14 protein-coding genes are annotated in these 19100 nt (G+C 63.9%); 8 read left to right on the top strand and 6 right to left on the bottom strand.

The genetic code is table 11. The features are described from left to right. Positions 1-14 precede the first annotated feature (14 nt). From urtC to LPJ38_RS02655, 7 genes are all read left to right on the top strand, one after another. The gene (urtC, locus tag LPJ38_RS02685) at positions 15-1157 is read left to right on the top strand and encodes an urea ABC transporter permease subunit UrtC (protein ID WP_167520607.1); all 1143 of its coding nucleotides are present in this window, start codon (positions 15-17) and stop codon (positions 1155-1157) included. Positions 1158-1168: 11 nt separating this feature from the next. After that, positions 1169-1924: an urea ABC transporter ATP-binding protein UrtD gene (gene urtD, locus LPJ38_RS02680; protein ID WP_145638487.1), complete on the top strand. Its 756-nt coding sequence runs from the start codon at positions 1169-1171 to the stop codon at positions 1922-1924. Positions 1925-1935: 11 nt separating this feature from the next. Then, positions 1936-2625, top strand: a complete 690-nt coding sequence (gene urtE, locus LPJ38_RS02675; RefSeq protein WP_145638489.1) for an urea ABC transporter ATP-binding subunit UrtE — start codon at positions 1936-1938, stop codon at positions 2623-2625. 27 nt (positions 2626-2652) lie between these two features. Beyond that, positions 2653-3882 (top strand): formamidase, encoded by a 1230-nt coding sequence (fmdA, locus tag LPJ38_RS02670; protein ID WP_028133835.1) that lies wholly within the window; start codon positions 2653-2655, stop codon positions 3880-3882. Positions 3883-3980: 98 nt separating this feature from the next. Next, on the top strand, positions 3981-4358 hold the full coding sequence (locus LPJ38_RS02665) for an FmdB family zinc ribbon protein (protein ID WP_145638491.1): 378 nt from the start codon (positions 3981-3983) through the stop codon (positions 4356-4358). A 45-nt stretch (positions 4359-4403) separates the two neighbouring features. Further along, positions 4404-5444, top strand: coding sequence for an aliphatic amidase (locus LPJ38_RS02660; RefSeq protein ID WP_145638493.1), 1041 nt, complete (start codon positions 4404-4406; stop codon positions 5442-5444). Between the two features lie 337 nt (positions 5445-5781). Continuing rightward, positions 5782-8796, top strand: a complete 3015-nt coding sequence (locus tag LPJ38_RS02655) for an autotransporter outer membrane beta-barrel domain-containing protein (protein WP_145638495.1) — start codon at positions 5782-5784, stop codon at positions 8794-8796. Between the two features lies 1 nt (position 8797). On the opposite strand, the gene LPJ38_RS02650 is transcribed toward LPJ38_RS02655, so the two are convergent. The 4 genes from LPJ38_RS02650 to LPJ38_RS02635 all read right to left on the bottom strand — a co-directional run bounded on the left by LPJ38_RS02650 (position 8798) and on the right by LPJ38_RS02635 (position 15146). Beyond that, on the bottom strand, positions 8798-9619 hold the full coding sequence (locus LPJ38_RS02650; RefSeq protein WP_145638497.1) for an MlaD family protein: 822 nt from the start codon (positions 9617-9619) through the stop codon (positions 8798-8800). Between the two features lie 150 nt (positions 9620-9769). Then, on the bottom strand, positions 9770-11989 hold the full coding sequence (locus tag LPJ38_RS02645) for an acetate--CoA ligase family protein (protein ID WP_145638499.1): 2220 nt from the start codon (positions 11987-11989) through the stop codon (positions 9770-9772). A gap of 141 nt (positions 11990-12130) precedes the next feature. Next, positions 12131-12700, bottom strand: a complete 570-nt coding sequence (locus tag LPJ38_RS02640; protein WP_145638501.1) for a class GN sortase — start codon at positions 12698-12700, stop codon at positions 12131-12133. Positions 12701-12884: 184 nt separating this feature from the next. Continuing rightward, entirely contained in the window at positions 12885-15146 is a 2262-nt protein-coding gene (locus LPJ38_RS02635; RefSeq protein ID WP_145638503.1) for a marine proteobacterial sortase target protein, read from the bottom strand. A 185-nt stretch (positions 15147-15331) separates the two neighbouring features. Between LPJ38_RS02635 and LPJ38_RS02630 the strand changes: the two genes are divergently transcribed. After that, positions 15332-16102: a helix-turn-helix domain-containing protein gene (locus LPJ38_RS02630; protein WP_145638505.1), complete on the top strand. Its 771-nt coding sequence runs from the start codon at positions 15332-15334 to the stop codon at positions 16100-16102. Between the two features lie 81 nt (positions 16103-16183). Here LPJ38_RS02630 and LPJ38_RS02625 read toward each other — a convergent pair whose 3' ends face one another. Both LPJ38_RS02625 and LPJ38_RS02620 read right to left on the bottom strand, forming a co-directional pair. After that, on the bottom strand, positions 16184-17407 hold the full coding sequence (locus LPJ38_RS02625) for an ABC transporter substrate-binding protein (RefSeq protein WP_145638508.1): 1224 nt from the start codon (positions 17405-17407) through the stop codon (positions 16184-16186). Positions 17408-17479: 72 nt separating this feature from the next. Continuing rightward, positions 17480-19030: an acyl-CoA synthetase gene (locus tag LPJ38_RS02620; protein ID WP_145638510.1), complete on the bottom strand. Its 1551-nt coding sequence runs from the start codon at positions 19028-19030 to the stop codon at positions 17480-17482. Between the last annotated feature and the right edge of the window lie 70 nt (positions 19031-19100).

Below are 19100 nucleotides of genomic sequence, written 5' to 3'. Positions count from 1 at the left end.
GAGGCAGGCAAGTCATGATCATCAACTCGCGTTTCTTCAATCGATCCGAGCTCATGGGCTTCATTGCCCTGGCCGCCGTGCTGTTCGTGATTCTGCCGCTGACGCTGGATGTATTCCGCCTCAATCTGGTCGCGAAATATCTGACCTACGCCTTTGTCGCGCTCGGCCTGGTGCTGTGCTGGGGCTATGGCGGCATCTTGAGCCTGGGGCAGGGCGTGTTCTTCGGCCTCGGCGGCTATTGCATGGCGATGTTCCTCAAGCTCGAGGCCTCCAGCGTCGAGAACACCAAGATCCAGTCGACGCCTGGCATTCCTGATTTCATGGATTGGAATCAGATCACGTCTCTGCCGTTGTTCTGGCAGCCGTTTCACAGTCTCACCTTCACCATCCTCGCCATCATCCTGGTGCCCGGCCTCTTCGCCCTGATCATCGGCACCGCGATGTTCAAGCGCCGGGTCGGCGGCACCTACTTCGCGATCATCACCCAGGCCGTCGCCGCCATCCTCACCATCCTGATCGTCGGCCAACAGGGCTATACCGGCGGGATCAACGGCATGACCGATCTGCGCACGCTCAAGGGTTGGGACATCCGGCCCGACCACGCCAAGGTCATCCTGTACTTCGTCGAGGTAGTGCTGCTGTTCGCCTGCATCGGCATCGCGCAGTTCATCCGCCTGACCAAGCTCGGCCGCATCCTGGTGGCAATGCGCGAGCAGGAGGATCGCGTCCGCTTCTCCGGCTACAGCGTCGCCAACTTCAAGATCTTCGCCTTCTGCATGGCCGCGGTCTTCGCCGCCATCGGCGGCGCCATGTTCGCGCTCAATGTCGGTTTCATGTCGCCGTCCTTCGTCGGCATCGTGCCGTCGATCGAGATGGTCATCTACACAGCCGTCGGCGGACGGATGTCGATCTTCGGCGCGGTCTGGGGGGCCATCCTGGTCAACTTCGCCAAGACCAGCCTGTCGGAATCCTTCCCGCAGCTCTGGCTGTTCGGACTCGGCGCACTGTTCATCGCGGTCGTGCTCGCCTTCCCGAACGGCCTGTCCGGCCTCTGGGCCGACTACGTGCAGCCGCGCATCGACCGGCTGTTCGCCTCGCGCAAGCCGAAGCCGGGCTGGAACGACAATTCGGTCGCCGACGGCGCGCCGGCGGAGTGAGGAGATAGATCATGCTCATTGGACACCAGCCCAAGGAATTCTTGCTCGCCGTCTCTGGACTGACTGTCTCGTTCGACGGGTTCAAGGCGGTCAATGATCTCTCCTTTTATGTCGAGGAGAACGAGATCCGCGTCATCATCGGCCCCAATGGCGCCGGCAAGACCACGGTGCTCGATCTGATCTGCGGCAAGACCAAGGCCACCTCGGGCTCGATTCAGTTTCGTGGCAAGGAGCTCACGAAAATGAAGGAGAACGAGATCGTGCAGACCGGCGTCGGGCGCAAGTTCCAGACGCCGTCGGTGTTCGAGGACCTCACGGTCTTCGAGAACCTCGAGATCTCGTTCCCGCGGGGCCGCTCCGTGTTCGGCTCGCTGACCTTTCAGCGCGATCAGCTCGTCAAGGACCGGGTCGCGGAGGTCGCCGAGATGATCTTCCTCAAGGACAAGCTCCACACCTATGCCGACGAACTCAGCCACGGCCAGAAGCAATGGCTCGAGATCGGCATGCTGCTGATCCAGGACCCGGACCTCCTGATGCTGGATGAGCCCGTTGCCGGCATGAGCGTGTCCGAGCGCGCCAAGACCGCCGAATTGCTCAACCGCATCATCAAGAACCGTTCGGTGCTCGTGATCGAGCACGACATGAAGTTCGTGGAAGACATCGCGCACAAGGTCACCGTGCTGCACCAGGGCCAGATCCTCTCCGAGGGGACGATGGAGAAGGTGAAGAACGATCCCAAGGTCGTTGAAGTTTATCTGGGGCACTAAGGAGCGCGACGATGCTGGCAATTTCGGATCTCCACGTCGCCTACGGCCAGAGCGAGGTACTGCACGGGCTCAACGTCAAGGTCGCGCCCAACGAGATCGTGGCGATCATGGGCCGCAACGGCATGGGCAAGACCACGCTGATGAAGTCGCTGATGGGCATCCTGCCCGCGAAGAGCGGCTCGGTGAGCATGGACGGCGCCGAGCTCGGTGGCCTCAAGAGTTTTGAGCGCGTCGCGAAGGGTCTCGCGTATGTGCCCCAGGGCCGCATGATCTTCTCCACCATGACGGTGAAGGAGAACATCGAGACCGGGCTCGTGGTCTCCGGCGGGTCGGAGGTGCCCGAAGACATCTACGAATTGTTCCCGGTGCTGCTGGAGATGAAGGGCCGCCGTGGCGGCAATCTCTCCGGCGGACAACAACAGCAACTGGCCATCGCCCGCGCACTCGCCACCAAGCCGAAGGTCCTGCTGCTGGACGAGCCGACCGAAGGCATCCAGCCGTCGATCATCAAGGACATGGCGCGCACCTTGAAGCGCATCCGCGACGAAAAGGGACTTTCGATCGTCGTGTCCGAGCAGGTCCTGAGCTTCGCGCTCGACATCGCCGACCGCGTGCTGGTGATCGAGAACGGCGAGATCGTGCGCGACGATCCGCGCGACGCCGTCGATGCCGCGCAGGTCTCGAAATATCTGTCCGTCTAACCAACCGCAGTAAAGGGGAGCCTCTCGATGCCAGAGACACTGATCAAGGTCGATCTCACCAAGTCGGCTTACGAAAATGACATGGTGCATAACCGCTGGCACCCCGACATCCCGATCGTGGCCTGGGTCAATCCCGGCGACGACTTCATCATCGAGACCTATGACTGGACCGGCGGCTTCATCAAGAACAACGATTCCGCCGACGACGTGCGCGACATCGACCTGTCGATCGTGCACTTCCTCTCTGGCCCCATCGGCGTCAAGGGCGCCGAGCCCGGCGATCTCCTGGTGGTCGACCTGCTCGACGTCGGTCCGCTCAAGGAGAGCCTGTGGGGCTTCAACGGCTTTTTCTCCAAGCAGAACGGCGGCGGCTTCCTCACCGACCATTTCCCGCTGGCGCAGAAGTCGATCTGGGACATCAAGGGCCTCTACACCTCGTCGCGCCACGTGCCCGGCGTCAACTTCGCCGGCCTGATCCACCCCGGCCTGATCGGCTGTCTGCCCGATCCGAAAATGCTGGACACCTGGAACAAGCGCGAGGCCGAGTTGATCTCGACCAACCCGACCCGCGTGCCCGGACTTGCCAATCCGCCATTCGCGCCGACCGCCCATGGCGGGCGCGCCAAGGGCGATGTGAAAGCCAAGATCGGGGCGGAGGGCGCCCGCACCGTGCCGCCGCGCGAGCATGGCGGCAATTGCGACATCAAGGACTTGTCGCGCGGCTCCAAGATCTACTTCCCGGTCTACGTGCCTGGCGCGGGCCTCTCGATGGGCGATCTGCATTTCAGCCAGGGTGACGGCGAGATCACCTTCTGCGGTGCGATCGAGATGGCCGGCTGGCTGCATCTGAAGGTCGAGGTGATCAAGGACGGCATGTCGAAATACGGCATCAAGAACCCGATCTTCAAGCCGTCGCCGATCACGCCGAACTACAAGGACTATTTGATCTTCGAGGGCATTTCGGTCGACGAGGCCGGCAAGCAGCATTATCTCGACGTCCACATCGCCTATCGCCAGGCCTGCCTCAACGCGATCGAGTACCTGAAGAAGTTCGGCTATTCCGGCGCCCAGGCCTATTCGATCCTCGGCACCGCACCGTGCCAGGGCCACATCTCCGGCGTGGTGGACGTGCCCAATGCCTGCGCCACGCTGTGGCTGCCGACGGAGATCTTCGACTTCGACGTGATGCCCTCAGCGGCAGGGCCGATCAAGCACATCACGGGCGATATCCAGATGCCGATTTCGCCTGACAAATGACGCCGCGCTCCCTCTCCCCGTTCTTACGGGGAGAGGGGCTCTCTCCGCATGAGCGGGTAGCAGTGAACTGTTGTTGAACGTGCATTAGGGGTGATGCGATGCCAGTCTATGAATATCTCTGTGACGATTGCGGTCCCTTTAGGGATATGCGCCCGATGGCGGAATGCGACGATCCGCAAAGCTGTCCGCATTGCGAGACGCCGGCGCCGCGCGTGATCCTGACCGCTCCCAATTTCTTCTGCATGCCGGCCGACAAGCGCAAGGCGCATGCCGTCAACGAACGCAGCTCGCACGCGCCGCGGACGCTGGCGCAATACAAGGCCTCGCACGGCCCCGGGTGCGGCTGCTGTTCGTCGGGCAAGACCGTCAAGGACAAGGGCGCGTCCGACAGGAAGAAGCCCGCGCGGCTGATGACCAAGTCCAGGAGCGGCGCCAAGGGTTTTCCGACGGCCCGTCCCTGGATGATCAGCCACTGAAGCAACACGCCATCATCAAACGAACACGGTACAGGAGCGCTCGACATGCTTCACGGTGATATCTCCAGCAGCAACGACACGGTCGGTGTCGCGGTCGTCAATTACAAGATGCCTCGCCTGCACACCAAGGCCGAGGTGCTCGACAACGCCCGCAAGATCGCCGACATGATCATCGGCATGAAGGTCGGCCTGCCCGGCATGGACCTCGTGATCTTCCCGGAATATTCCACGCAAGGGATCATGTACGACTCCAAGGAGATGTACGAGACGGCGTCCGTGGTGCCGGGCGAGGAAACCGCGATCTTCGCCGAAGCCTGCTGCAAGGCGAAAGTGTGGGGCGTGTTCTCGCTCACCGGCGAGCGCCACGAGGAGCATCCGCACAAGGCGCCCTACAACACCTTGATCCTGATGAACGACAGGGGCGAGATCGTGCAGAAATATCGCAAGATCATGCCCTGGGTGCCGATCGAAGGCTGGTATCCTGGCAACTGCACCTATGTCTCGGACGGACCGAAGGGCCTGAAGGTCAGCTTGATCATCTGCGACGACGGCAACTACCCGGAGATCTGGCGCGACTGCGCCATGAAGGGCGCGGAGCTGATCGTGCGCTGCCAGGGCTACATGTATCCGGCCAAGGAGCAGCAGGTCATGATCTCCAAGGCGATGGCATGGGCCAACAACGTCTATGTCGCGGTCGCCAACGCGGCCGGCTTCGACGGCGTCTATTCCTACTTCGGTCACTCCGCGATCATCGGCTTCGATGGCCGCACGCTCGGCGAATGCGGCGAAGAGGACTACGGCATCCAGTACGCCCAGCTGTCGAAGCATCTGATCCGTGACGCGCGCCGCAATGGCCAGTCGCAGAACCACCTCTACAAGCTGGTCCACCGCGGCTACACCGGCATGATCAATTCCGGCGACAACCCGCGCGGCGTCGCGGCCTGCCCGTATGATTTCTACAAGAACTGGATCGCCGATCCCGAAGGCACGCGCGACATGGTCGAAGCGATGACCCGCTCGACGCCGGGGACCGACGAGTGTCCGATCGACGGCATTCCGAACGAGGCTGCGGCGTCCAACTATTAGCCATTGCCGGCAGAACACCGCGGCGCGGAGCTTGATACGGGATGATCCGTCATCGATGTGAATGGCCGTCCATATGCATTGCGGGTCGAAGACATCTCCGCATGCGCGGAATGGGAATGGCGCGCGGCAAACCGTGGCGCGGTTGCAACATGGAGTGTTGAATCGGCCCAAGACGCGGTCCCTTCGGCGGATTCTCGCTGCGCCGTAGTTCTACCGGCCGTCCTCATCGCCTAAGTTCCACGGGGCGCCGCTGGGAGCGCCGCGGGGCGAGGGGAATAGCGTGGGGGCTTGGTGGCCATCGAGTGGGCTCGGTTGCTCGCGTCGGAGCAGCACGACTATGCGCGCGGCATTCGGCGTGAGCCTTGCCCTGGGCGTGGCTGTCGTGACGACCCCGGCCGGAGCCCAGCAGTACTTCAATGGATCGCAGACCATACCGAACGGTGCCGTCAACGGCGGCGGCGGCGTCTGGGACGCCACCACCACCAACTGGACGGACTTCTCCGGCTCGATCAGCACCGCTTACGATCCGTTGTCGGCCGGCACGATGTTCGGCAGCGGCGGTCCTTCGACGCCGGCAATGGGAGGGACGGTGACCGTCACGCCGACTGGCGTGCAGCTGACCAGTCTCGTGGGCTTCGACCTCACCGGCGACGGTTCGATCTATACGATCCAGGGCGGCGACCTCAGGCTCGCCCCGGGAGGCACCACGTTCGTCACCAACGATGTCACAGGGACTGGGGACCCGTCGGCGGCGATCGCGTCGCGCATCACCGGCAGCGGCGGCATCACCGTAGACGGGGCCGGTTTCCTGGCGCTGCTCGGCGCAAATACCTATTCCGGGGGCACTTTCATCTGCAACTGCGGCTCGCTTCAGCTTGGCGACGCGACCCATACCGCCAGCATCATAGGCGCTATCACGAATGAGGGTCTCTTCAACGTCGTCAATGCCGACATGTCGGGAGTCACGTTGCTCCTGAATGAGCTCTCCGGCCTGACCACGTTTCGCAATGCGACCTCCGCCAGCTCAATGGCGATCACCAACAGAGGCCAGCTGTACTTTGGCGATTTGACGGGAGGCGGGACCGACACCGCGACGGCTGGCCGGGCGACCATCATCAACGATGGCGGCTTGACCGGCTTCTTTGGCCGCACCAATGCGGGCATGGCCAGCATCACCAACTACAATGGCGGCGGCACCGTGTTCATCGAGCAATCCTCGGCGGGCTCGGCGACTATCGTGAACAATGATCTCAGCGGAACCGTCTTTGGTACGATGATCGGATCCGACACCGCGACCGCAGGCAACGCGACGATCATCAACGAGTCCGGCGGCCGGACCAATTTCGCCGCGTTCACCACGGCGGGCAATGCCACCATCGTCACCAAGGACGGCGGCAAGACCGAGTTCTACGACAATTCCACCGGGGGCACTGCGCGCTTCATCACGACCGATACAGGCATCGTCAATTTCGGCGTCAGCATCGGTCCGAACGGCGACGGCCGCATCACGGCCGGCTCGATCGAAGGCAACGGCTTCTACTATATCGGCGGCGGCAATACCCTCGTCGTCGGCGGCAACAATCGCACGACCGAGGTCAGCGGCGCCATCGGCGATTTTGATCCCTGCAGTTGCGGTCCTGCCGGTCCGGGTTCGTTGGAAAAGGTCGGCAGCGGCACGCTGATCCTCTCTGGCACCAATACCTATACCGGCGCGACGACCGTGAACGGCGGCATCCTGCGGGTCGACGGCAACATCTCGCAGTCGAGCCTCACCACCGTGAACGCGGGCGGCGCGCTGTTCGGTGCCGGAATCGTCGGCAATACCGTCATCGCCAATGGCGGCATCTATGCGCCCGGCGATGGTGGGCCGGGCTCGAGCATGTGGGTTCAAGGCGACCTCGCCTTCCAGCCCGGTGCGCTGTACCTCGTTCAGGTCGGTAGCGGAGCCACCGCAAGCTTTGCCAACGTTTTCGGCAACGTGACCCTGAACGGCAATGTCGGCGTCTCGCTCTACGCCGGCAGCACCATATTGCCCCAATACACGATCATGCAGTTTTCCGGCGCCGCAGCCGGCAATTTTGCCGGCGTTGCCGCCCCCGGTGGTCTCATCGGCACGACCACCGTGGATCCCAGCGGCACTGTCCATCTCAATTTCACGCTCGACTATGGTGCCAAGTACGCACTCAACATCAATCAGAAGAATGTAGCCACCACGCTTCAGAACTTCTTCAACGCCAATGGCTCTCTGCGTTCCGAATTTGCGGGTCTCGGTCCCAACGGCTTGACGCAGGCGTCCGGCGAGTCCGCGACAGGCGCGCAGCAGACGACGTTCAACGCGATGAACCTGTTTCTCGGGCTGCTGACCGATGTCTACAATTCAGGACGGAGCGGCATGTCCGGTGCGATGCCATATGCCGATGATGCGAGCGCCAATGCCTACGCCGCACGTCGAAGGGACGCCCGCGACGCCTTCGCCTCGATCTACCGCAAGGCGCCGGGGGCGACTTTCCAGCAGCGTTGGGATGTGTGGGCGGCCGGCTATGGCGGCTCGCAGACCACCGACGGCCACGCTGCGCTCGGCTCGAACGACACCACCAGCAGTGTCTACGGCACGGCCGTCGGTCTCGACTACCGCTTCTCGCCGTCGACCGTCGCCGGTTTCGCGCTTGCCGGCGGGGCCACCAGCTTCGGCGTCAACGGCCTTGGCTGGGGCCGCTCCGACCTGTTCCAGGCCGGCGCGTTCGTGCGTCACACCGCTGGTCCCGCCTATGTCACGGCTGCGCTGGCCTATGGCTGGCAGGATGTCACCACCAATCGCATCGTCACCGCCGCCGGGTTCGACCAGCTGCGCGCCCAGTTCAATACCAACGCGTTTTCGGGGCGCGTCGAGGGCGGGTATCGCTACGCCATGCAATGGGTCGGCGTCACGCCTTATGCAGCGCTCCAGGCCACCATGTTCAGTCTACCGGGCTATTCGGAGTTCGCCGTGGCCGGCAGCAACGTCTTCGCCCTCAACTATGCCGCCAAGGATGTCATCAGCACCCGCACCGAGTTCGGTCTTCGCGCGGACAATTCGTTTGCCGCGCCCGGCGGCCTGGTGACCCTGCGCGGCCGCCTGGCCTGGGCGCATGACTACAATCCGGATCGTACCGTCGGCGCGGTGTTTCAGACCCTGCCCGGATCGGCCTTCGTCGTGAACGGCGCCGCCCAGGCGCGCGATTCCGCGCTGACCACGGCATCGGTGCAGATGAACTGGATGAACGGCTGGTCCGCGTCGGCGACCTTCGAGGGCGAGTTCTCGAACGTCACCCGCTCCTATGCCGGCAAAGGCCTCGTGCGCTACACGTGGTAGGCTAGCGCTTCTGCTCCGTGGGCCTGCGCGGCGGTCGCGGTGCCACGGGCGTTCCCGCCATCTTGTTGGCGGTCTCGCTGACGTCGAGCAGCGAGCGGCGGATGTCCTCGAGATAGCCCGCCGATTTCTTCTTCATGGTATCGGCGAGCTCGTGCAGCCCCTTTATCTTCTCGAACAGCTCGTCGGCCTTGCCGTCGACGAAGCCCGGCACCGCGCCCTCGATCTTCGTGACCGCCTTGTCGAAGCCCGCGAAGGCGTCGTCGACCTTGGCCATGACGGCGTCGATGTCGCCGCCCTTGCTCCTGAGGTCGGCGGTGTAGCTCTCGAATGTGCGCAGGCCCTCCTTGATCGCTGGGGCGTTGCTCACGATCGAGCGGTCGACGCTGTGCAGGGTCTCCACGATCGACTCGGCGTCGCTGAGATCGGCGGTCAGGATCGGGATGCCATCAGAGTCCAGCGGCACCGGCGGCGCGGTCGGGGCGCCCCCGATCAGCGAGATCGCCGCGATGCCGGTGAGGCCCTGGAATTCGATGCCGGCGACGGTGTCCTTGCGGATCGGCGCGGCGTTGTCGAGCATCACCAGCGCCACGATCCTGCGAGGACTGTCCAGCTTGATCGACAGGATCTGGCCCGCAGGCACGCCGTCGAAATTGACCGGCCCACCGCGCCGCAGGCCGCTGGCGGAGCCGCCTTCGAACACCACGCGCAACTGGCTGCGGCTCTGGATGGTGCGCCATTTCTGGACGCCGAGGAATCCACCGAACGCCACGGCGATCGCCGCAAGCGTCGCTGTTCCGATCACCAGATTGCTCGCGCGTGCCATGCAGGGGCGATTTTACGGCCAAAGCGGGGAAGTTGGAAGGAGGCCGGATGATAAGTAGGGCGGGTTAGCGAAGCGTAACCCGCCGCCTTCTTAGCATATCGTACAGTGGCGGATTACGCTGCGCTAATCCGCCCTACGGAGTACAGTACTCTAATGCCCCGCCGCGCGCTTTGCCGCAGCGTTGTTCAGGACGATGAGCGCATCGACGGCCACGCCGGTTTTGGTGTTGATCAGGAACGGGTTGATGTCGATCGAGGCGATCCGGTCGCCGGCATCGGCGATCAGGTTGGAGAGGCCGACCAGCGCCTTGACCGCGGAGGTCTCGTGCAGCGCCGGCTTGCCGCGGTAGCCGCGCAGCTTGATCCCGGCCTTGGTGCGGCCGATCAGCAGCCGTGCCTCGGCCTCGTCCAGCGGCGCGCCGGCGAGCGCGACGTCCTTCATCAGCTCGATGTCGATGCCGCCGGTGCCGAACAGCACGACCGGTCCCATCTCGGCATCGAGTGAGGCGCCGACCACGAGCTCGAGCTCGGCCTTGACCTGCTGCGCGATCAGGATGCCGTCGAGCTTCGGCTGGCCCTTCAGCTTATTGACCCGCGCGGTGATGTCGGCGAACGCCTTCTTCACCTCGGCGGCGCTGTTGAGGTTCAGCACCACGCCGCCGATGTCTGATTTGTGCAGGATCTCGGCGCTGACGACTTTTGCCACGACCGGGAATCCGATCTGCTTGGCGATATTGGCGGCCTCCGCCGCCGTCTGCGCAATCGCCTCCTTCGAGACCGGGATGCCGTAGGCCTTCAGAAGCTTCTTGGAGGCGACCTCGTCGAGCGCGGCGCCGGCGGCTGATTTCAGCGCCTTCTCCAGCACGACACGTGCGGCCGGCTTCGAACTCGACACGATATTGGGGACTTCCTTGCGCAGCTTCGCGTAGTCGAGCAGCGATTTGATCGCCGTCACCGCGCGATCCATGCCCTGCATGACGGCCAGATGTGGCAGCGACTCGCGCAAGCCCTTGGTGAATTCGGTGAAACCGATCGACATGGCGCTGATATAGATCACGGGCTTTGCGGCCTTGCCCGCCATCTCGTTGACGATGCGCAAGTTACGTTCGCGCAGCTCGTGCGGGGCCTTCGGCAGCTCGGCGTCGATGATGACGACGTCGATGTCGGGATCGTCGATCATCAGCTCGATCGACTTCATGTAGACGGAGGGATCGACCACGGCGGCAAATCCTGCATCGAGTGGATTGCCGACGATCGAGCCGGGGCCCAGCATCTTCGCCAGCTCGGAACTGACATGCGGGCTGAGTGGCGCGAAGTTCAGGCCGGCGGCATAAAAGGCGTCGATCAGCATGCCGCGCTTGCCACCGGAGAGCGTCACCGCGGCGAGCCGGTCGCCTTTGGGTGCTGCGGCGTGGACGAAGCACTCGGTGGTCTCGATCAACTCGTCGAGCCCGCTCACCCGAATGACGCCTTCGCGCGTTGCGATGGCATCAAACGTCTCGATCGAGCCGGCGAGCGCGCCGGTATGCGCCATCGCCGCCGCGCGACCACCTTCGGATGCCCCGAGCTTGAGCGCGATCACCGGTTTGCCCGCGGCGCGTGCCGCCTTGCAGGCTTCGCGGAAGGCCTTGGTGTTGCGTACGCCTTCGAGGTAGACGACGATCACCTTGATGCTCGGGTCTTCGGCGAAATAGCGCATCAGGTCCGGCGTCTCGAGCCCGGCCTCGTTACCCGTGGTCACCATGTAGCCGACGCCCACGCCCCGATCCTCCAGCGCCTGGCGGATCGCCATGACGATCGCGCCGGATTGTCCTGCGATCGCCACCGCTCCCTGCTCCATGGTGACGATGCGGTCGTCGATGTTGGTGAAGAGCTTTTCGCCGGCGCTCAGGTTGCCGAGGCAGTTCGGCCCCGTCACCGCAAGTCCCGTCTCGCGCACAGCCGCCTGCAGTTCGGCGGCGAGCTTCTGACTTTCCGCGTCCTGCAATTCGCTGAAGCCCGAGGTGACGATGGTGGCCGAACGTGCGCCGGCTGCGGCCGCATCGTGGATCACCTGCACGGCTGCGCGCGCCGGCACCAGCACCAGGACGTGATCGGGTTTTTCCGGCAGGCTGGCAAAGTCCTTGTAGCACGGGACGTTCCAGATCGTGTCGCGCTTGGCGTTGACCGGATAGAGCCCGCCCTCATAGCCGTATCTGACCAGATTATTCCAGATGCGCTCGGCATAATTGCCGGGCTTGTCGGTCGCGCCCACCAGCACGATGTTGTGCGGGTGCAGCATGGCATGGATGCCCTTGACGATGTCGCTGGCGTCGGGCGGCGGAGACCATGGGCGCGGAGAGACCGACGCAACAGGCACCTGAGCTTCCATGGCGTGACCTCACCTCTTGTTCTTATTTGGTGGCGCGTCGCTCTGTTCTATGGCGAGTCCTTCGAGGTGGCAACCATATGCGTCATGCCGTGTGGTGGAATGAAGCGCGCGTGGGCGCATATCGCGCGTCCGGGGGGCGACCTATCCGTCGGCCCCGATCAATGTCGCATGCAGGATGTAGCGCTCAGGACCGGCCGTGACGGCGTCGAATGGCCAGCAGGTTGCGAGAATGAGCTCAAAGTCCCGTGCTGTGGGATCGATGCCCGATGCGTTGAAACGGACGACGGCCGAGGAATCTGCGCGATAGCGAAAATGTCGACCGTCGCTGCGTGTGACGTCGATGACGTCACCAATGGCAACATTCCGCAGGAAGCGGAAATGGGTGTCGCGGTGGGCGGCATACACGGCAATTCCGCGTCCTCCCGCATCGGCCGTGTGCGGGATATGGCCGGGCCCGAAAGCCAGCGCCTGTCCGCTCGCACCCTCCAGCACGATGGCCCTGGCGCCGATCCGCTTCACCTCGATCCGCGCGACGGGCCAGGTGTCGGCCCATGACCATGGCTTAACCGGCCGGCCCGTCGCGATGCTTTTGTCGAACGCGCGCTCCAACAACATCTGCGCAAGCCACGCCTTGGCATGGACGTAAGCGCCATCGCCGAACAGGATCAGGCCGATCAGCGCAAGGACCAGGGGAGGGATGAAGCGGGGCATAACAAGATTCCCGGTCATTGCGAGCGAAGCGAAGCAAAGCAATCCAGTCTGTCTGCATGGTCGGCAGTCTGAATTGCTTCGTCGCTTCGCTCCTCGCAATGAATTGACAAAAAGGCGCGCGCGGCCGTTGGTTGTGGGACGGGCAGCCGCGCGCGCTGAAGCAGAGGAGTGGGGGACTCCTCTCTCAAGCGGCGTCGGTGAGCAACGGCCGACGCCGGTTGAACACGAACAGAACCAGGGCGAGCATGATCAGGATCAGCCCTGCGATCATCTTCAGCTCGGCCGAGGTTGCAGTCTTGGGCAGGCGGATCGCGTCAGGCGCCGAAGGTGCCGGCCGCCGCACGGTCGGCTGGTTGCGTGCATCCGCGTGGCGTTCGCGCAACTGCTCGGGCAACGGCTGTCGTTCGCCAAAGACCTTCTCGAAATCCCAGCCGGCCGGCAGGTTGAGCGGCAATTCGCTGAGCTTGAGCGGCTCGCCTTCGGGGCGGCTCGGCGTCTTGTCGATCGCGACCAGGCTGGTCAATCGCGTGACGATCTGATGGTCGAGCGCCAGCGCCAGGATCGCCTTGTCGGAGTCTTCAGCGGTCATTTCGCGCAAGCTGCGCGCCACTTCGGCATCGCCGATCTTGCGCTTGGCCCAAAGTTTCGACAGGCCCTTGCCTTCGGCAGCACTTTCAAGCGGCAGCGTCAGCGACCACGGGCGATCACCGACGCGACCCTTGATCTCGACCGAGCCCGCGAGCTTGTCGAGCTTGGCCGCCAGCACCAGGGGCTCGTCGCGATAGACGTCTGGAAGGATCGCGGGGGTGACGTCGGTCTTGGCTTCGGAGAACGTTGCAGTGAGGCCGGTCACCACAGGATTTTCCAACTTGGCGAACAGGCCACGCATGCGCTCTTCCACCTGTTCGACGGAGCCGATATGGGTGAAGGCGCCGCGGCCGAGCTCGGCGGCACGTGTCATCAGGTAGGTATTGGGCGCAGACCCGATGCCGACCATGAACACGCGCGAGCGGCCGCGCATCGCCGTGATCGTTTCGAACAATTGCTGTTCGTTGCCGATCGCGCCGTCGGTCAGGAACACGACTTGGCGGACCATGCCGGTGTCGCCGAGCTTGTCGGTCAGCGCCGCGCGCATCGCCGGCACCATCTCGGTGCCGCCACGCGCCTGCAGGGCGCCGACGAAGGAGGTCGCCTCACCGACATGCGCGGCATCCGCCGGCACCGAGGCTGGAAACAGGACGTTCATGGTGTCGTCGAAACGGATGACGTTGAAGCGGTCCGTCGGCTGGAGGCGAGAGAGCGCGTAGGTCAGGCTGGCCTTGGCCTGGACCATCGACGTGCCACCCATCGACCCCGAATTGTCGATCACGAACACGACCTCGCGCGGCAGCGGCTTCTGCGTCGCTTGATCGACGCTGGGCGGGGTGACAAAGGCGAGCAGGTAATCGGCACCGCCGACATGCTCGCGGAACAGGCCGACCGATGGCGCCTTCTCCCCAGCGGGCTTCCAGGTCAGCTCGAAGTCGCGATCGGCCGCAACGGTGCCATCGGCGAGGGTGACCACGCGCGTCGTGGCGTCAGGGCTCTCGATCTTGACGTTGTGGTGATGGCTCTTGATTTCGCCGAGCGCAAAGCCGGCCTTCAGGCGTACCGTGATGCTGGTCGGGTTGACCGGCGCGTGCTTCGCGGGATCAAGCGCCGGCGGCGAGATGCGGTCGCGGTCCGGAACCGGGTCCGAGTTGATCGCGCCCCAGCCCGAGCCGTCCTTGCGGAAGTCGACGCTCTGCACGATCGGCGCCGGATTGTAGCGCGGTGCCACCACGAGCGGCAGGCGCAGCGAATATTCATTGCCGGACTGATGCACCGGCTCCTGGTACTCGATCTGCACCAGCACGGTTTCGCCGGGCCCGATATTGGCGAGCGAGTTGGTGAAGATGTTCGGCCGTTCCTGCTCGGTCAGCGCCGCCTTCTGGCCGGCGCGACGCGCCTCCTCATAGATCACGCGGGCCTGCTGCCGCTCCTTGATGTCGCCAACGATGATGCGGTCGCCCACCACCATCTTCAGGGTATCGACGGCACCGCCGGTCGCGAGCGGATAAACATAGGTCGCCTCGACCCAGTCCTTGGTCGGATTGCGGAAGACCTGCGTGACCCGGGCGCGCAGCGTCGGACCTGACACGGTGAGGTCGATGTCGAGGCCGAGGCGGATGGCTTCGCTGGTGATGCCGTCGTGCTTCAGGAGGAGAGTGCCGGAGCGGGCATCGCCGGGCTGGAGCGGGCTCGCCTGCTCCGTCGTCGCCGACCAGCCCGGCTGGAAGCTGACCAGCAGCGCGACGAAGGCGACCAGCACCACCGCGATGCCTTGTGCCAGAAGAAAGAGGCCGACCACGATCAGCCTGCCGAGCCAGGGATGTTCGTTGCTGCCGATCGTGTCGCAATTGTCCATCTGGTCCGCTCCCAATGGGTGTTTGACGACGCGAGCATCGGTCGGAAGGGCCTGATTTCGCGACCAGAATGATCGGCAATGTTCCGCCGTGGCCGGCCCGGGCGCGCCGCCGCCGCGGCGGCCATGTGCGGTTTTGTGCTGGTTTGTCCGCCCTGCTAGACTGGCGGTCCTGGAGCAGGGACTTGATGCAGACGCAGGATAAACTCACCGACAGGCAGCTTTCGGACGAGCAGAGCCGGGAGATTGCCGAGACCATTCGCGAGGAGCTGGCCAGACGGCGGATGTCCCGGCAGGCCTTGGCCGAGCTGGCTAAGCTCAGCCTGTCGACGCTGGAGAAGGTGCTCGGCGGCCGGCGGCCGTTCACGCTGGCGACGACGGTCCGGCTGGAGCAGGCGCTGGGCCTGTCCTTGCGCAAGAGCGCCGTGGCGATGACGCCGCCGTCCGCAAACGATGTCGCACCCGACAGCCTCGGCTCCTACGCGCACCGCGCGGTGAGTTGGCTCGAGGACGTCTACATCACCCTGCGGCCGTCGTTCGGCGACAAGGACGCGATCTTCGCCTATCGCACCGAGATCGCCTGGGAGCCGAAAGTTTCTTCATTGGTCTTTCGCGAGGGTGATCGGACCGATGCGGCCTATGAACATACCGGTGAGGTCGCCGTCCCCCACCAGTCCGGCTTCATCTATCTCGTCATCATCAAGCACGGCCAGCATCGGGTCATCACAGTGTCTCGGCCGACCGTTGCCGGCGAAATGTATGGCATCATCTCGACGCTCCGCGCCGGCCCTGGCTCGCAGCTCACGCCGATCGCCGCGCCGATCGCCTACGTGCCACTCAAGAATATTGCGAAGCCGTCGTTGGGACGCGTTGCGCCCGACGACGTCAACTACGGCCTGTATCGAAAGCATCTGCGCCGCACGGTGGAAGAATCCTTTGCGCTCTTCCTGCCGGCCTAGCCTTGCTTCGGCTTCGCTTACACGAAAAAGATAGCGGCCCTTTTGGCCGCTATCTCGTTGGGCATGGTCAGCTGATGCGAGCTAACCTCCGGTTTCCGCGCTGATGATGTCGCCGAACAGCTCCCACTGACCAGACTTGAAGCGGATCATCTTGAGCTGCTCGATCGGCGCGAAGTCGTTGGGGCCGGTGTTGATCTTGATGCCGGGGATCAGCGTATCCGGCGCGAAGTCCTTCAAGCTGGCGGCCTGCTTCATCACGTTCTCCCGCGTCAGCACGTCGCCGCACTGCTTCAAGGTCTGGACCAGGGTCTGCGCGGCGGCATAGCCGTAGACGACGTTGGTGTCGGAGACGTTGGCGCCGGGCATGTACTTGTCGACGAACGCCATGAACTTCTTCATGCCTTCATCGTCCTTCCATTGCGGGTCGGACGCGTCCTTCAGATAGCTCGCCGACAGCACGCCTTCGGAGGCCTCGAGACCGGCGGGCTTCATCACCGCGCCGATCGAGATCGACACGTCGGTCATTACGTGCATCGGCTTCCATTCGAGCTCGGCAATCTTCTTGATCGCTTGCGCGGCGAATTTCGGCGTCGAGATGTTGACGAAGACGTTGGCGCCGGTGCCCTTCAGCTTGACGATGTGGGAATCGATCGAGGGCTCGCTGGTCTCGTAGCTCTCTTCCGCGACGATCAGCGATGAGGCCTTGTCGCCGAAGATCTCCTTGATGCCGGCGACGTAGTCCTTGCCGAAATCGTCATTGGCATAGAAGATCGCGACTTTGGCATCGGGCTTGGCCTGCAGGATATATTTGGCGAAGATCCGCGCCTCGACGCGGTAGCTCGGCTGGAAACCCATGGTCCAGGGAAAACCCTTGGGGTCGTTCCATTTGCTGGCGCCGGTGGCGAGGAAAAGCTGCGGGACCTTCTTGGAATTGTGATACTTCTGCACGGCGGTCTGGGTCGGCGTGCCCAGCGCGTTGAAGACCAGGAACACCTCGTCGCTCTCGATCAGCTTGCGGACCTGCTCCACGGTCTTCGGCGGCGAATAGCCGTCGTCATAGGAGATCCAGTTGATCTTGCGGCCGTTGATGCCGCCCTGGTCGTTGATCATCTTGAAATAGGCCTCCTCGGTCTTGCCGATGATGCCGTAGGCCGAAGCCGGGCCGGAATAGGCCTCGACGTTGCCGATCTTGATCTCGGTGTCGCTGGCGCCGGTGTCGTATTTTTTCTGCGCGTAGGCGCCTTGAACCGAGAGCAATGTCACGGCCGCTGCCGCGGCGAGGAGGACGAGTTTCTTGTTCTTCATGGAAATTCCTTGGCGTTTCTTGTGGGTTGGGCAGGCACGTCAAAAAGAAAAGCGCCCCGAAGGGCGCCTCGATTAGGCGTTGGCAGCTTTCTTGTCGATCTCGGAAGCCACCGAGAATTCCTTGCGCAAGGTCGGCTTGTGGATCTTGCCGGTCGCGTTGCGCGGCAGCGCCTCGACGAAGCGGATCTGGCGCGGGCATTTGAAGCGCGCCAGATTGGCGGCGCAATGCGCGTGCACGTCGGCCTCGGTCAGCTTCTGGCCGGGCTTGACCGCGACAATGGCAAGGCCCACCTCGCCCCATTGCGGATCGGGAATGCCGATCACGGCGGCTTCCGCGATGGCATTGAGCTGATGCAGGACGTTCTCGACCTCGGCCGGATAGACGTTCTCGCCGCCGGAGATGTACATGTCCTTCCAGCGGTCGACGATGTAATAGAAACCTTCCTCATCGATGCGGGTGGCGTCGCCCGTGTGCAGCCAGCCGTCGGTGAAGGAGGTCTTGTTCGCTTCCGGCCTGTTCCAGTAGCCCGGCGTGATATTGGGCCCCTTGACCCAGAGTTCGCCGAGCTCGCCGACATCGGCATCGCTGCCATCGGGGCGGACGATACGCACCTCGGTATGCAGCACCGGCTTGCCGGCGGAGCCGGCCTTGCGCGCCGCGTCCTCGCGGTCGAGCACCAGGACGGCCGGAGAGGTCTCGGTCATGCCGTAGCCCTGCTGAAGCGCAACACCGCGCGCCTCCCAGACCTTGAGCAGCGGCACCGGCATCGGCGCGCCACCGACACCGCCGACGATCAGCCGGCTGAGATCGGTCGTGGCGAAGGCCGGATGCTGTGCCATGAACTGGTAGATCGCGGGCACGCCGAAGAACACGTTGATGCCCTGCGCAGTGTCATTGATCAGGCCGAGCGCCGTGCCGGGATCGAAGGCGCGCATGATCATCACGCTGCCGCCGGCATGCAGGACGGGATTGGTGTAGCAGTTGAGGCCGCCGGTGTGGAACAGCGGCAGCACGGTGAGCAGCACCGAGGATGGACCGATGCAGGCGGGGCCGCCGAGATTGACGCAATTCCAGAACGTCATGCCATGGGTGATGGTGGCACCCTTGGGATGTCCGGTCGTGCCCGACGTGTACATGATGGTGGAGACGTCATCGAGCGTGACCTCCTCAGCACGGTCGAGCGGCTTTGCGGCGGCGATGCCGGCTTCGTAGGTGCCGCCGGGGCCGAGCAGCAGGCTGGTCGGGATGCCGCAGAGCTTTGCGACGCTGAGCGCGGTCTCGGCCAGATCGGTGTCGTGGATCATCACCTTCGGCGCGCAGTCAGCGGTGATGAACTGCAGCTCGGGAACGGTGAGGCGGGTGTTCAGCGGCACGAAGATCGCGCCTAACCGCCCGCAGGCGAACTGCACCTCCAGCGTATCGGTGGTGTTCAGTGCCAGCACAGCGACGCGGTCGCCGCGCGAGACGTTGAGCGTGTGGCGCAGGAAGGAGGCGAGGCGCGAGACGCGCGCATCGAGCTGCGCGTAGCTGAAGCGGCGCTCGCTCGCGAGGTCCACCAGCGCGACCTTATCAGGCGTGCGGCGGCCATGGTGGACGATCCAGTCATAATAACGAACGGCCAAAGGTCCTCCCTCGGCGGCTTCGCGCCGCCTGCGTGTCCATTGTCGTGCACCATGCCCGGCATGGCCCTGG

This window comes from Bradyrhizobium daqingense (assembly GCF_021044685.1).
GTDB classification, from domain to species: domain Bacteria; phylum Pseudomonadota; class Alphaproteobacteria; order Rhizobiales; family Xanthobacteraceae; genus Bradyrhizobium; species Bradyrhizobium daqingense.
The sequence above is the reverse complement of the archived record's forward strand: the minus strand, read 5'-3'. Positions and strand labels throughout refer to the sequence as shown.

What these genes read in the sequence shown, in the direction of transcription:
- urtC (WP_167520607.1), top strand. Translation starts at nt 15, where the DNA reads ATGATCATCAACTCGCGTTTCTTCAATCGATCCGAGCTCATGGGCTTC.
- urtD (WP_145638487.1), top strand. Translation starts at nt 1,169, where the DNA reads ATGCTCATTGGACACCAGCCCAAGGAATTCTTGCTCGCCGTCTCTGGA.
- urtE (WP_145638489.1), top strand. Translation starts at nt 1,936, where the DNA reads ATGCTGGCAATTTCGGATCTCCACGTCGCCTACGGCCAGAGCGAGGTA.
- fmdA (WP_028133835.1), top strand. Translation starts at nt 2,653, where the DNA reads ATGCCAGAGACACTGATCAAGGTCGATCTCACCAAGTCGGCTTACGAA.
- LPJ38_RS02665 (WP_145638491.1), top strand. Translation starts at nt 3,981, where the DNA reads ATGCCAGTCTATGAATATCTCTGTGACGATTGCGGTCCCTTTAGGGAT.
- LPJ38_RS02660 (WP_145638493.1), top strand. Translation starts at nt 4,404, where the DNA reads ATGCTTCACGGTGATATCTCCAGCAGCAACGACACGGTCGGTGTCGCG.
- LPJ38_RS02655 (WP_145638495.1), top strand. Translation starts at nt 5,782, where the DNA reads ATGCGCGCGGCATTCGGCGTGAGCCTTGCCCTGGGCGTGGCTGTCGTG.
- LPJ38_RS02650 (WP_145638497.1), bottom strand. Translation starts at nt 9,619, where the DNA reads ATGGCACGCGCGAGCAATCTGGTGATCGGAACAGCGACGCTTGCGGCG.
- LPJ38_RS02645 (WP_145638499.1), bottom strand. Translation starts at nt 11,989, where the DNA reads ATGGAAGCTCAGGTGCCTGTTGCGTCGGTCTCTCCGCGCCCATGGTCT.
- LPJ38_RS02640 (WP_145638501.1), bottom strand. Translation starts at nt 12,700, where the DNA reads ATGCCCCGCTTCATCCCTCCCCTGGTCCTTGCGCTGATCGGCCTGATC.
- LPJ38_RS02635 (WP_145638503.1), bottom strand. Translation starts at nt 15,146, where the DNA reads ATGGACAATTGCGACACGATCGGCAGCAACGAACATCCCTGGCTCGGC.
- LPJ38_RS02630 (WP_145638505.1), top strand. Translation starts at nt 15,332, where the DNA reads ATGCAGACGCAGGATAAACTCACCGACAGGCAGCTTTCGGACGAGCAG.
- LPJ38_RS02625 (WP_145638508.1), bottom strand. Translation starts at nt 17,407, where the DNA reads ATGAAGAACAAGAAACTCGTCCTCCTCGCCGCGGCAGCGGCCGTGACA.